At 69.6% G+C, this 13,568-nt stretch carries 11 protein-coding genes; 8 read left to right on the top strand and 3 right to left on the bottom strand.

Annotated elements, in window-relative coordinates; translation table 11 throughout:
- Window positions 1-91 precede the first annotated feature (91 nt).
- Both DVW87_RS08465 and DVW87_RS08460 read right to left on the bottom strand, forming a co-directional pair.
- Window positions 92-283, bottom strand: a complete 192-nt coding sequence (locus DVW87_RS08465; RefSeq protein ID WP_181814775.1) for a hypothetical protein — start codon at window positions 281-283, stop codon at window positions 92-94.
- Window positions 284-396: 113 nt separating this feature from the next.
- Entirely contained in the window at window positions 397-1,395 is a 999-nt protein-coding gene (locus tag DVW87_RS08460; RefSeq protein WP_114687363.1) for a 2-hydroxyacid dehydrogenase, read from the bottom strand.
- A gap of 102 nt (window positions 1,396-1,497) precedes the next feature.
- On the opposite strand from DVW87_RS08460, the gene DVW87_RS18295 reads away from it, so the two are divergent.
- Both DVW87_RS18295 and DVW87_RS18290 read left to right on the top strand, forming a co-directional pair.
- Window positions 1,498-1,992: an SH3 domain-containing protein gene (locus DVW87_RS18295; protein ID WP_114687362.1), complete on the top strand. Its 495-nt coding sequence runs from the start codon at window positions 1,498-1,500 to the stop codon at window positions 1,990-1,992.
- A complete protein-coding gene (locus DVW87_RS18290; RefSeq protein WP_239017828.1) occupies window positions 1,989-2,447 on the top strand; it encodes a GNAT family N-acetyltransferase in 459 nt (152 codons plus the stop codon). Before DVW87_RS18295 ends, DVW87_RS18290 begins: the two co-directional genes overlap by 4 nt.
- A 4-nt stretch (window positions 2,448-2,451) precedes the next feature.
- On the opposite strand, the gene DVW87_RS08445 is transcribed toward DVW87_RS18290, so the two are convergent.
- On the bottom strand, window positions 2,452-3,645 hold the full coding sequence (locus DVW87_RS08445; RefSeq protein WP_114687360.1) for an acetyl-CoA C-acyltransferase: 1,194 nt from the start codon (window positions 3,643-3,645) through the stop codon (window positions 2,452-2,454).
- Window positions 3,646-3,752: 107 nt separating this feature from the next.
- On the opposite strand from DVW87_RS08445, the gene DVW87_RS08440 reads away from it, so the two are divergent.
- From DVW87_RS08440 to DVW87_RS08415, 6 genes are all read left to right on the top strand, one after another.
- Complete coding sequence (locus DVW87_RS08440) at window positions 3,753-4,004, top strand: hypothetical protein (RefSeq protein WP_220149807.1); 252 nt, start codon at window positions 3,753-3,755, stop codon at window positions 4,002-4,004.
- 4 nt (window positions 4,005-4,008) lie between these two features.
- Complete coding sequence (locus DVW87_RS08435) at window positions 4,009-4,761, top strand: prepilin peptidase (RefSeq protein ID WP_239017827.1); 753 nt, start codon at window positions 4,009-4,011, stop codon at window positions 4,759-4,761.
- A 13-nt stretch (window positions 4,762-4,774) separates the two neighbouring features.
- Window positions 4,775-5,248, top strand: coding sequence for a hypothetical protein (locus DVW87_RS08430; RefSeq protein WP_114687358.1), 474 nt, complete (start codon window positions 4,775-4,777; stop codon window positions 5,246-5,248).
- 306 nt (window positions 5,249-5,554) lie between these two features.
- Complete coding sequence (locus tag DVW87_RS08425) at window positions 5,555-7,672, top strand: autotransporter assembly complex protein TamA (RefSeq protein WP_181814774.1); 2,118 nt, start codon at window positions 5,555-5,557, stop codon at window positions 7,670-7,672.
- A complete protein-coding gene (locus tag DVW87_RS08420) occupies window positions 7,672-11,967 on the top strand; it encodes a translocation/assembly module TamB domain-containing protein (protein ID WP_114687356.1) in 4,296 nt (1,431 codons plus the stop codon). The genes DVW87_RS08425 and DVW87_RS08420 overlap by 1 nt, the downstream gene beginning before the upstream one ends.
- A 67-nt stretch (window positions 11,968-12,034) precedes the next feature.
- A complete protein-coding gene (locus tag DVW87_RS08415) occupies window positions 12,035-13,486 on the top strand; it encodes a flavin-containing monooxygenase (protein ID WP_114687355.1) in 1,452 nt (483 codons plus the stop codon).
- Window positions 13,487-13,568 lie beyond the last annotated feature (82 nt).

Genomic DNA, 13,568 nt, shown 5'->3' with positions numbered 1-13,568 from the left:
CAACGCCGGAGTCTCGTCGGCGAACTGGCAGCGTGCCTTTCCGGGCTGAGCCGGAAAGGCACGGTGCCCGTCCTGATCGGTCCGACCGAGGTCAGTCGGCGACGGTGCCGATCACGCCGCCGGCGACGCCGCCGACTGCTGCACCCTTTTCCACATCGCCGCCGGTCACGGCCGAGACACCTGCGCCCCCCGCACCGCCGATCGCCGCGCCCTTCAGGGTGGAGCAGGCGGGCACGGCGGCGAGAGTGAGGCCGAGCAGGGCGGCGGTGGCGATCTTCTTCACGGTGGAAGCTCCTTGGTAGGCGTGGTGAATGGGACCATAATGCCCGCTTCGCCGGAGCCGTTCCGATGTTCCCGGTTGCAAAACGTTTCCGCCGGCATGCGCGCCGCGGCCGGTCAGGCCCAGCCTTCCAGCACCTGGTCCGGCGGGCGGTGTCCATCTGCCCACATGCGGATGTTGGCGATCACCTTCTCGCCGGTGGCGATCCGTCCCTCCAGCGTGGCCGAGCCCATGTGCGGCGTCATGACCACGTTCGGCAGCGCCAGCAGCCTTGGGTCTATCTCCGGCTCGAACCGCCAGACGTCGAGCCCGGCGCCCGCCAGCCGGCCGGCCTCGAGTGCCTCCACCAGCGCGCCCTCGTCCAGGATGCCGCCGCGCGAGGCATTGATGACATAGACGTGCGGGCGGAGCAGGGCGATGCGGCGCGCGTCGATCAGGTCGCGGCTGTCGTCGTTCAGCGGCGTGTGGAGGGTCAGCACGTCCACGCTGCCCAGCATCTCGTCCAAATCGGCGTGCCAGGTCGCGCCGAGCTGCGCCTCCAGCACCGCCGGCAGGCGTCGGCGATTATGGTAGTGGATCGACAGCCCGAAGGCACGCGCCCGCGCGGCCACCGCCTGGCCGATCCGGCCCATGCCGACGATGCCCAGCTTCTTGCCGCCGATACGATGGCCCAGCATGCCGCCGGGGCTCCATCCCTTCCACTGGCCCGACCGTACCAGCTTCTCGCCCTCTGCCAGCCGCCGCGGAACCGACACGATCAGCGCCATGGTCATGTCCGCCGTGTCCTCCGTCAGCACGCCGGGCGTGTTGGTGACGAGGATGCCGCGCGCGCGGGCGGCGCGGAGATCGATATGGTTCACGCCCGCGCCGAAATTGGCGATCAGGCGCAGCCGCTCGCCGGCGCCGGCGATCAGCTCCGCATCGATCGTGTCGGTGACGGTGGGGACCAGCACGTCGCAGTCGGCGACCGCCTGCGCCAGCTCGTCGCGCGAGAGCGCGGCGTCGGTGCGGTTGAGCCGGGTGTCGAACAGCTGCTCCATCCGCCCGGTCACCGCACCGGGCAGGTCGCGGGTGACGATCACCCTGGGATGCGCGCAGCGTCTGGTGTCGGACATGGGAGAAGGCTTGGCGGAGCGACGCAGATGCGTCAACTCGGTTGAACCGGGGGCGCGGATCGCGATAGACACCCGCTTCGGCAACAAGGGGAAGACGGAGCGATGCGCGTCACGCACGGGATGCTGGCGGCAGGCGCCGCGGCGATATTGGCGGTGCCGGCGGTGGCGGCACTGGTGGATCGCAAGCCGCCCTGGTTCGGCTCGATCGCGGCGGGCAAGGCGCGGATGCGCAGCGGCCCCGGACGCACCTATCCGGCGACGTGGCTGTACCAGCGCGCCGACCTGCCGGTGCGGGTGCTTGCCGGCTTCGAGAAGGGGCAATGGCTGAAGGTAGAGGATCCGAGCGGCACGCAAGGCTGGATGCTGGGCAGCCTCGTCTCGGAGCGGCGCACCGCCATCGTCACGCCGGGCGAGCCGCTGGAGATGCGGGAAGGCCCTGGGCCGGGCACCCGGGTCAGCTGGCGCGCGGAGGCGGGCGTCGTAGGGCGGCTCAGCAAGTGCGGGCGTGGCTGGTGCTGGTTCGACGTGAAGGGGCGGGGCGGCTTTGTCGATGCCACGCGCCTGTGGGGCGTGGGGCCGGGCGAAGAGTTTTCGTGATCCGGATCGAGCGCGACGATCTTTCCCGCGCCGACGTGGTGGCGCTGGTCGCGCTGCATGTCGCCGCCGCGCGCGAGAACTCGCCGCCCGAACAGGTGTTCGCGCTCGATGCCTCCGGCCTGCGGGAGCCGGCGGTCGCCTTGTGGACGGCATGGGACGGCGGCGAGCTGCTCGGCATGGGCGCGCTGAAGGAGCTCGATCCGCGACACGGCGAGATCAAATCGATGCGCACCGCGCCGGTTCATCAGCGCAAGGGCGTGGCGCGCTTGATGCTCGATCATCTGATCGTCGAGGCGCGCGGGCGCGGGTATCGCCGGCTCAGCCTGGAAACCGGCGGCAATGCGGCCTTCGCGCCGGCGCGCGCGATGTACGAGGCGGCGGGCTTCACGCCGGCCGAACCGTTCGCCGGCTATACCGACCGGGCGTTCAGCCGTTACTACACGCTGGCCCTGTAGCGGCTCACATCAGTTCCACCGCGATGGCGGTCGCCTCGCCGCCGCCGATGCACAGCGAGGCAAGGCCGCGCTTCTGGCCGGCGCCCTGCAGCGCGGAGAGGAGCGTGGCGAGCACCCGCGCGCCGGACGCGCCGATCGGATGGCCCAGCGCGCAGGCGCCGCCATGCACGTTCAACGCGTCGTGCGGCAGGCCGAGATCGCGCATGGCGATCATCGCCACCGCCGCAAAGGCCTCGTTCACCTCGAACAGATCGACATCGCCCGTCGACCACCCGGCCTTTTCCAGCGCCTTTTGCATGGCGAACACCGGGGCGGTGGTGAAGCGCGCAGGCGCATGGGCGTGCGCAGCGTGGCTGACCACCCGCGCGATCGGATCGAGGCCCAGACGCTCGGCCACGGAGGCGCGCGTCATCACCAGCGCCGCGGCGCCGTCCGAGATCGAGGAAGCGTTGGCGGCGGTGATCGTGCCGTCCTTCGAAAAGGCGGGCTTGAGCGTCGGGATCTTGGCCACGTCACCACGCGAGGGCTGCTCGTCCAGCCGGATCTCGGTGGTACCCTTGCGACCGCGCACCTCCACCGGCACGATCTCGCGATCGAACGCGCCGGATTGCTGCGCGCGCTGCGCCCGGTGGAGCGACTCGATGGCATACTCATCCATCGCCGTGCGCGTGAACTGGTATTCCTCCGCCGTCTCCTCGGCGAAATTGCCCATCAGCCGGCCGGGTTCGTAGGCGTCCTCCAGCCCGTCGAGATACATGTGGTCGTAAAACGTATCGTGCCCGATCCGCGCGCCGCCGCGATGCTTGCGCGAGAGGTAGGGAGCGTTGGTCATGCTCTCCATGCCGCCGGCCACCAGCAGGTCGCACGAGCCGGCGGCGAGCGCGTCGGCCCCCATGATCGCGGCCTGCATGCCCGATCCGCACATCTTGTTGACGGTGGTCGCCTCGACATGGGTCGGCAGGCCGGCCCCGATCGCCGCCTGACGCGCCGGTGCCTGGCCGAGCCCTGCCGGCAGCACGCAGCCCATGTAGATCCGCTCCACGGCCTCGCCCGAAAGCCCGGCCCGCTCCACGGCCGCGCCAACGGCGGTTGCGCCGAGCTCGGTCGCGGTGGCGCCCGCGAGACAGCCCTGGAACGATCCCATCGGCGTGCGCGCGTAGGACAGGATCACGACGGGATCGGCGGCGCTGAACGGCATGGGAACTCTCCTGAAATTCGTTGCCCGCGATTTAGGGTGCCGGGCCGTGCTTGGCAAAGGGGAGTGAAGGCGGAACCGGCAGGCACCTCGCTTCGTCCTGCCGCGGCATGACCTTCATCACCGCCCTCAAATGGTTCGCCGCGATCAGCGGCATCATCGCCGCCTCCATGGTGTCGCTCGACAGCGGAAGACGGGTGACGGGCTGGGGCTTTGTCCTGTTCGTCGCTTCCGCCTGCGCGTGGATCGGCGGCGCGGTGCTGACCAGGGACTGGGCGCTGGGCACGCAGAACGTGGTGCTGCTCGCCATCGATGTGTTCGGCGTGTACCGCTACCTCGTGCGCAAGAAGGCAGACGGTTGAGATCTTGAACGACTGGTGGCTCTGGCCGGCGGGCCTCGCGCTGCTGGGCGCGGTGCTGGGAAGTTTCCTGGCGACCATCGTCCTCCGCTGGCCGCACGGGCGATCGGTGGTCGGGGGGCGGTCCGCCTGCGATCGCTGCCACCGCACCCTCACCGCGCGGGACCTCGTGCCGCTGCTGAGCTTCGCCGCGGCGGGTGGGCGCTGCCGGTATTGCGCCGAGCCGATCAACTGGACCCACCCGCAGATCGAGTTCGCGGCGCTTCTCGTCGGCGGGCTGGCCGGGCTGGCGGTGCCCGGGCCGGCGGGGCTGGCCGGTGCGATCTTCGGTTGGCTGCTGCTGGTGCTCGCCGCGCTGGACATCTCCGATTACTGGCTGCCGGACCGGCTGACCGCCACGCTGGCGCTTGCCGGGCTGGCCACCGGGCTGCTCGGCATCGCGCCGCCGCTGGCGGAGCGACTGATCGGCGGGGCGGGAGGGTTCGCCGCCTTGTGGGCGATCGGCGAAGGCTATCGCCGCCTGCGGGGGCGCGAGGGACTGGGCGGCGGGGATCCCAAGCTGTTCGGCGCGATCGGTCTCTGGCTCGGCTGGCGGTTGCTGCCGGTGGTGCTGTTCCTGGCCGCGCTGACCGGGCTGTGCGTGGTGCTGGTCGGCATGCTCACCGGGCGCCGCGCGGCGTTGACGGACCGTGCTCCGTTCGGCGCGCTGCTGGCGGTGGCCGCCTACCCGGCCTGGCTGTTCCTGCTGGGAAGCTCCTGATAGGAAGCGGGTCATGAGGATCGCCTTCGTTCTGCCGCTCCTGCTGCTCGTCGCGGCCAAGGACAAGCCTCGCCCGAAGCCGACGCCCACGCCCACGCCGCTGCCCGCGTCGATCGACGGCCTGCCCATCGGCGCACTGCCGCGCCAGTCGCTGCCCGCGCGCGGGTGCGCGGCCTATCTGTGGAGCGCGGGCGTGACCAAGGTGCTGATCGCCATGGCGGGCGCCGATCCGGCGCAGCTCCGGCTGTCGCTGAACGGGAAGATCACCGACCTGCCGCGCACGGCGCAGCGCGGCGGCGGGCTGTTCGGCCTTTCCGAAACGAACGAATATGCCGCGGGCGGGATCACCGCCGTTCTCGACCTGTCGATCACCACGCGCGGGGACGTGACGCGCGGCGCGCTGGTGCCGCAGGGCACGCTGCGCCTGGATCAGCCCGGCGCGGACAGCGTGGTGGTGCCGCTGGGCGGTCTGATCGGCTGCGCCTGACCCTCAGCGGAGCCGGAGCAAAAAAAGGCCGCCCCGAAGGGCGGCCGGATAAGTTTTAGGAGAGGATGCCTGAAAGGCCCGCTCCTTTTGCGCTGCAGCGCGGCATGCTGCAAGTGCGAAGAGGGTTGAGCTGGTTGCATAAAGTGCAACTTGCCGGCATGCGGCGGCCGCGAAGCAAAATTCCGCCGCGTCGGGAACCCTTTGCAGCCGGGCGACGTTTGCAGCGGTCGGGGGAAATGGAGCGTCAAGCCGGCCCCGAGCCGAAAGGGGCGACAGAGCTTGAGTTTGGGTCTCACGTCTGGGTGGATGGCGCTGGCAGCGGCATCGCTGCTGGCTCCGCAACAGGCGCCGACGAATCGTGATCGGCAACAGGCACCCGCGCCGACGCCGGCACCCGGTGCCGCGCCCGCCGACGACACCCCCATCGTCCCCGATGAAGCGTTCAACCAGGCCCTGCCGTCGCTGTCCGGTGATATCAACGCGCCGCTCGAAGCCATGCCGCAACTTCCGCCGGCCGCCACGCCGGCGCTGCCGGGCGCCGTTCCCCTGCAATCGGGGCAAGCCGCGGCCGATACCGGCGACACGCTGACGCCGCCGGCCGCGAATGACCCGGAGCTGGCCCAGCCACTGTCGCCGCTCGGCACCTTCAACGCCACGCCACCGGTCGAGGTCGCCGAGACGCGCGACAAGGAAACCGTGGAGATCCGCTACGAAACCGAACTGCGCGGGCTGGAGGAGATCGGCCTTCAAGCACAGTTCCAGTCGCTGTCCGCGCTGCGCGAAGGCAAGGGCAAGGCGGCCAATACCAGCCAGATCAACGCGCGCGCGAAGGAGGACGAGGCGCTGGCCGTGCGCCTGATGCAATCGCGCGGCTATTATGACGGCACCGCCCTCTCGACGATCGAGGCCGGCCGGGAAGGCCAGCCCGCCAAGGCGATCGTCAGCGCCACGCCCGGCAAGCTCTACACCTTCGGCTCGGTCACCGTGCAGGCCGATGCGACCGTGCCGCCCAATCTGGTGCGCGACCAGCTGCCGCTGAAGGTGGACGATCCGATCGAGGCGGATCGGGTGCAGGGCGCGGAAGCGAACGTCGCGCTGAAGCTGCCGCAGCAGGGCTATCCCTTCGTGAAGGTCGGCCAGCGCGACATCCTGCTCGACGAGCAGACGTTCAAGGGCGACTATACGCTGCCGGTGGAAACTGGACCACGGTCGTCGTTCGGCGGTGTCACCACCGAGGGCGATCTGGCGTTCGATGCCGAGCATGTCGCCGTGCTGCAACGGTTCAAGGCCGGCGAACTGTACGACGTGCGCAAGGTCGACGACCTGCGCGAGGCGATGGTCGCCACCGGCCTGTTCGCCAATGTCGGCGTGGAGCCGGTACGGACGGGCCGGCCGGGTCCGGACGGCACCGAAGCGGTGGACCTGAAGGTGATCCAGGACGCCGGCCCGGCGCGCAGCCTGTCCGCGCAGGCCGGCTACCAGACGGGGCAGGGCTTCACGCTGGAGGGCACCTTTACCCACCGCAACCTGTTCCCGCCCGAAGGCGCGCTGATCCCCTCCATCGTGGCGGGCACGCAGGAACAGGGGGCGGGCCTCACCTTCCGCCGCTCCAATGCCGGCAAGCGCGATCGCACCTTCTCGATCATCGCCTCGGCCAACCATTCCAACTACGACGCCTTCGACGCCTTCACCGGGACGCTGGCGGCCAAGATCAGCTATGATTCGACGCCGATCTGGCAGAAGCGCTTCACCTATGCCTATGGCGTGGAGCTGACCGGCACGAACGAGAGCGTGTACGACTTCAACCGGCTGGAGCGCCGGCGCGGCACCTATGGCATCGTCGCACTGCCGGGGCAGGCGATGTGGGACACGTCGAACGATCTGCTCAATCCCACCAAGGGCTATCGCCTCAAGGTGAACCTCAGCCCCGAGACCTCGGTGCGCGGTGCGGTGCGCCCCTATGTCCGCGCGATGGTCGAAGGCACCGTGTACGTCCCGGCCGGCAAGAGCTTCGTGATCGCCGGGCGCGCGCGGGCGGGCACGATCCAGGGCATCGAGCGCGACGATCTCGCGCCGTCGCGGCGCTATTATGGCGGCGGCGGCGGCTCCGTCCGCGGCTATGGCTATCAGCGCCTCGGGCCGTTCGATCCCAATGGCGATCCGGTGGGCGGACGCTCGATCAACGAATTCTCGCTCGAGGCGCGCTACCGCTTCGGCAATTTCGGCATCGTGCCCTTCATCGACGCCGGCAATGCCTATGAAAGCAGCCTGCCCAAGGGCAGCGACCTGCGCATGGGCGCCGGCATCGGCGGACGTTTCTACACCAATTTCGGGCCGATGCGCATCGACGTGGCGACCCCGCTCAACCCACGGGAAGGCGACGGCAAGATCGCGCTCTACATCTCCATCGGGCAGGCCTTCTGATGGCGACCGCACCCGAAACCGTCATCGTGGTCGATCGCCGGCCGTTGTGGCAGCGTATCCTGAAATGGATCGCGATTGCGCTCGCCGCGATCCTGCTGCTGCTCGTTCTGCTGGTGCTGGGTATCAACACCAGTCCCGGGCGGCGGGTGATCGCCAATTACCTGAGCGGCTACACGCTGGCCAACGGCCTGAACGTGAAGGTGGGGCGGATCGACGGGTCGATCTATGGCGCCATGGTGCTGCGGGACGTGCGGGTGCAGGACAGCAAGGGCACCTTCCTTACTTCGCCGCAGCTGAACGTCGACTGGCGCCCGTTTGCTTTCGCGCGCAGCCACGTCGACGTGCGCTCGGTGACGAGCCGCCTCATCACCTATCAGCGCAACCCCGTGCTGAAGCCGTCCACCGAGCCGACCGATCCGAATGCGCCGACGCTGCCCGACCTCGACATCGACGTGAACCGGCTCGCTGTCGATCGCCTCGTCATCGGCAAGGCGGTGACCGGTCAGGCGCACGTGCTGAAGGTGGCCAGCGCCGTGCACATCGCCGATCGCCGCGCGCAGGTGACCGGCAATGTCGATGCGCTGCGTTCCGCCGGGATTGCCGGTGGCGATTCGCTGGTGCTGAAGGTCGACGCGGTGCCGGACGACAACAAGCTCGACATCGACGCCCGTCTGCGCGCGCCCAAGGACGGCGTGGTCGCCGGCATGGCCTCGCTCACCCAGCCGCTCGAGGCGACGGTCGCCGGACGGGGCAGCTGGAAGGCCTGGACGGGCCGGGCCAATGCGCTGGTCGGCGGGCAGAGCTTCGCCGACCTTTCCATTCAGGCGAACAACGGCCGCTTCCAGGTGCGCGGGCCGACCCGCCCCAGCCTGTTCATGGATGCCCGCGCGATCTCGCCTGCTGCCCCGAGCACGCCGGCCAAGGTCGCCGCGCGGCCCGGCGGCAACCGCGCGCAGGCGCCGACCGCGGCCAATCCGATCGCGGCGCTCACCGCGCCCGCACTCGACGTCACGCTGGACGTGACGCTCGGCGAGCGGCGGGCCGACGCGAAGTTCGGCTTGCGCTCCGACGCGCTGGCGGTGGACGGGCAGGGGCTGATCGACCTCGCGCAAAGCCGGTTCGGCAACTTCCGCGTCGCCGCGCGCCTGCTGACGCCGGGGGCGATCCTGCCCAACCTCAACGGCCGCAATGTTGCCGCCAACGTCATCCTCGACGGTGCCTTTGCCACCCCCACCGTCAACTACACGGTCCGGGCGGACAGCCTGGGCTTCAACGAGACGCGGGTGGAAGGGCTGTTCGCCACCGGCATCGCCAAGGTGGACGCCGATCACATCCGGGTGCCGGTACAGGCCCGCGCGCGTCGCGTGCTCGGGCTCAACCAGGCGGTGGGCGGCCTGCTGGAGAATGTCGCCATCGGCGGCGATATCGCGATCAACGGCGACCAGATCCTGTCCGACAATCTGCGCGTCCGCTCGCGCAACATCGACGCGACGGCGATCGTCGTCGCCGATCTCTCCTCCGGTCGCTACACCGGCGCGATCAACGGCCGCGTCAACAACTACCGCGTGGAAAGCATCGGCATCGTCTCCGTGGAGACGAACATGAAGCTGGTGACCGCGCCGCAGGGCGGCTTCGGCATCACCGGGCGCGTGGTGGCGCGGACGCAGCAGATCTTCAACGCGGGCGCGCGCAACTTCCTGGGCGGCAACGCCTATGTCCGGACGGACGTGGGCTATTCGCCGGAGGGCGTGGTCACCTTCGCCAACCTGCGCATGACGGCGCCGCAATTCCGCATCACGCGCGGTTCGGGCCGGTACGATCCACGCGGCGGCATCCTCGTCAACGCCGATGCCTTTTCCACCCAGTACGGGCCGCTTTCCGCGCGGGTGACGGGCACCGTCACCTCGCCGGTGGTGCTGCTGCGGGCGGCGCGGCCAGGCGTGGGCATCGGTCTCGTCAACCTCGAAGCGCGCGTGCGCGGCAGCAATGGGGCCTATGCCGTGACCGCGAGCGGCGGCACGACCTATGGTCCGTTCAACGCCGACGTGCTGGTGCAGCCGAGCCCGCGCCTGACCGTCGACATCCGCCGCGCCGTGTTCGCCGGCGTGAACTTCAATGGGCGCGTGCAGCAGACGCCGGCCGGTCCGTTCGCCGGCCGCGTGGCCTTCAACGGCTCCGGTATCAGCGGCGCGGCCACCCTCGCCAGCCAGGGCGGCGTGCAGCGTGCGGACGTCGCTGCCCGCGCCAACAACGCCACCATCCCCGGCACCGTCGACTTCACCATCGGCCGCGCGATCATCGACGCCAGCGTCGTGCTGTACGCCAAGGGGCCGCAGGTGGTCGCCGACGCACAGCTCGCCGACATGCGCTATGGGGCGATGGTCCTCCAGTCGGCGCGGGCCAAGGTGAACTACCGGAACGGCTCGGGCACGGCGCAAGCGGTGGCGACCGGCTCCAACGGCGTGCCCTTCAACATCGCCGTCAACTCGCAGCTCCGGCCAGATCTGTGGCTGGTCGCGGCGCAGGGCCGGGCGAACGGGATCGGCTTCCGCACGGCGGGGCCGGCGCGGATCAAGCCGCTGACCCCGGGCTATCAGCTGCTGCCGACGCGGCTCGACTTCGATCAGGGCTCGATCCGGCTCGCCGGCACGTATCGGAACGGCATCACCGCGCAGGCCCGGCTCGACCGCCTCGATCTGTCGGTTGCCAACGCGCTGGTCCCGGGCCTCGGTCTAGGCGGCAACGCGACCGGCAGCATGGACTTCCGCCAGACCGGCAACGCTTTCCCGACGGCGCTGGCCAACGTGCAGGTGACCGGCTTCACCCGGTCGAGCCTGGCCGCCGTGTCCGAGCCGGTGGACATCGTGTTCCAGGGCCGGTTGCAGCCGACCGGCGGCGATGCGCGCGCGTTGATCAAGCGTGGCGGCGGCACCGTCGGCCGGATGGTCGCGAGCCTCCAGCCGGTGGCAAGCGGCGGCTCCTGGGTCAGCCGCCTGATGGCGGCGCCGCTGAGCGGTGGCTTGCGCTATAGCGGGCCGGCGGGCGTGCTGTTCAGCCTTGCCGCTTTGCCGGACCAGCAACTGACGGGGCCGATCGCGGTGGGTGTCGATTTCTCCGGCCGCCTGCAGCAGCCGAGCTTCAACGGCATCATCCGCGCCGACAACCTCACCTATGAGAACGAGACCTACGGCACCCGGCTGACCAACATGCGGATCGGCGGCCGCTTCGACGCCTCGCGCTTCGAGCTGACGCAGTTGCAGGCCAAGGCCGGCGACGGCACGGTGCAGGCGTCCGGCACGGTGGGCCTCGCCTCGGCAGAAGGCTTCCCGATGAACATCCAGGCGCGGCTCGACAACGCCCGGCTGGCGCGCAGCGATGCGCTGGGCGCCACGGCGACCGGCACGTTGCAGGTGACCAACGGGCGCGACGGCGGCCTGATCCGCGGCGACCTCACCATCCCCGAGGCGCGCTACCAGATCATCCGCCAGGGACAGGCCGACGTTCCGGAGCTGACCGGGATCCGGCGCAAGAGCCAGCTGGTGAAGCGGCCCACCGATCGTCCGGCGGCCAAGCCTGCGGGCCTGTTCAAGCTCGACATCCGCATTCGCGCGGAGAACCAGCTGTTCGTGTCCGGCATGGGGCTGGAATCGGAGTGGCGGGCAGACATGCGGGTCGGCGGTACCTCGGCCGCGCCGCAGGTGAACGGCGGGATCGATGTGGTACGCGGCACCTTCTCGTTCTCGGGCAAGCGGTTCGAGCTCGACAGCGGCACCGTCCGCTTCCAGGGCGGCGCGCTGACCGATCCGACGATCAACATCTCGGCCTCCACCGAGACGGACGGCATCACCGTCACGATCAACATCACCGGCACCGGCCAGAACCCGCGGGTGGCGTTCACGTCCTCTCCGGCGCTGCCGCAGGACGAGGTGCTGAGCCGCCTGCTGTTCGGCAGCTCGCCGGAGAACCTGTCCGCCACCGAGGCGCTGCAACTCGCTTCCGCGCTGAATTCGCTGCGCGGATCGGGCGGCGGGCTCAATCCGCTGGGCAAGCTGCGTTCGGCAACCGGGTTCGATCGGCTGCGGGTGCTGGGCGGCGACGAGTCGACGGGTCGCGGCACCGCGCTGGCGGCGGGCAAGTACCTGACGGACGATATCTATATCGAGATCATCACCGATGCCCGCGGCTTCACCGCCACGCAGCTTCAGATCGCGCTGACCCGCGCCTTGAGCCTGCTGTCCTCCACCGGATCGTTCGGCGGATCCAATGTCGGGTTCCGCTACCAGCGCAACTTCTGACAACCGGGCGCCTGCCTCCCTTTGATCTCCGCCGTTCCCGCGCCTAGCGTGGACGGCGGAGAGTGGCATGACCGTGCAGCATTTCGACGTGATCGTGGTGGGCGCCGGGCTTTCGGGCATCGGTGCGGGCTATCACCTGAAGACACGATGTCCCGACTGCAGCTTCGTGCTGCTGGAAAGCCGGGCGGCGCTGGGCGGGACATGGGATCTGTTCCGCTATCCCGGCATCCGCTCGGACAGCGACATGCACACGCTCGGCTATTCCTTTCGCCCCTGGACGGAGGCCAAGGCGATCGCCGATGGCGCCTCGATCCGCCGGTACGTCGAGGAAACGGCGCGCGAGCACGGGATCGACGCGCATATCCGTTACCAACATCGCGTCATCGCCGCGGCCTGGTCCACGGCAGAGGCGCGCTGGACGGTGACGGTGGACACACCGGAAGGCCTCGTCGAGCTGACCTGCGGCTTCCTGTTCTTCTGCTCGGGCTACTATGATTACGCGCGAGGACATGCGCCGGTCTTTGCGGGCGCAGAGGATTTCGCCGGAAGGATCGTCCATCCGCAATTCTGGCCTGACGATCTCGACCTTGCGGGACGGCAGGTGGTGGTGATCGGCAGCGGTGCGACGGCGGTGACGCTGGTGCCGGAGCTGGCCCGCGCGGGCGCCCGGGTCACCATGCTCCAGCGCTCGCCGACCTATGTGGTCTCGCGGCCGTCCGAGGACGGCGTCGCCAACTGGCTGAGGGCGCGACTGCCGCAGCGGCTGGCCTATCGGCTGACGCGGCTGAAGAATGTCGCGCTCAGCATGTTCTTCTACCGTCTGGCGCGGCGTCGCCCGGCGCAGGTGGCGAAGCGCATCATCGCCATGGCGCAGGAAGCGCTTGGCCCCGATTACGACGTCGAAACCCATTTCACCCCGCACTACAAGCCCTGGGACCAGCGGGTCTGCCTGGTGCCGGATGCGGACCTGTTCACGGCGGTTTGCGAGGGGCGCGCGAGGGTGGTGACGGACACGATCGACCGCTTCGTTCCGCAGGGCGTCCGCGTTTCCACCGGAGAAGTGCTGGCGGCGGACGTGATCGTCACGGCAACCGGGCTGGAACTGCAGCTGCTCGGCGGCGCAACGCTCTGCGTCGATGGCGACAAGGTGAACCTGGCCGAGCGCTTCAACTACAAGGGCATGATGTTCTCGGGCGTGCCGAACATGGCGTCGTGCTTCGGCTACACCAACGCTTCCTGGACGCTGAAGGCGGACCTGACCTGCGCCTATGTCTGCCGGCTGCTCAACACCATGCGCCGTCGCGGCCTGCGGCAGGCGACACCGCGTCCCGGCACGGCCACGATGCGACCGATGCCACTGCTGGATTTCACGTCAGGTTATGTGAAGCGCGCCGAGCACCTGCTGCCGCGACAGGCCGACCGCGCGCCGTGGCGGGTCAACCAGAATTATGCGCTGGACCTGCTGAGCCTTCGGCTCGGATCGGTCGATCGGGAGATGGACTTCAGCAATCCTGCCTGATGAGCGCGGCGCCAGGGCGCGCGGTCGATGCTGCGCAATAGTTGCGATCAGGCGAGCTGAACGCTTTTTTTCCGCGTCCCTG

Origin of the sequence: Sphingomonas aracearum (genome assembly GCF_003345355.1) — a bacterium.
Taxonomy (GTDB): Bacteria; Pseudomonadota; Alphaproteobacteria; order Sphingomonadales; family Sphingomonadaceae; genus Sphingomonas; species Sphingomonas aracearum.
This window is presented reverse-complemented; position numbering and strand designations above follow the sequence as displayed.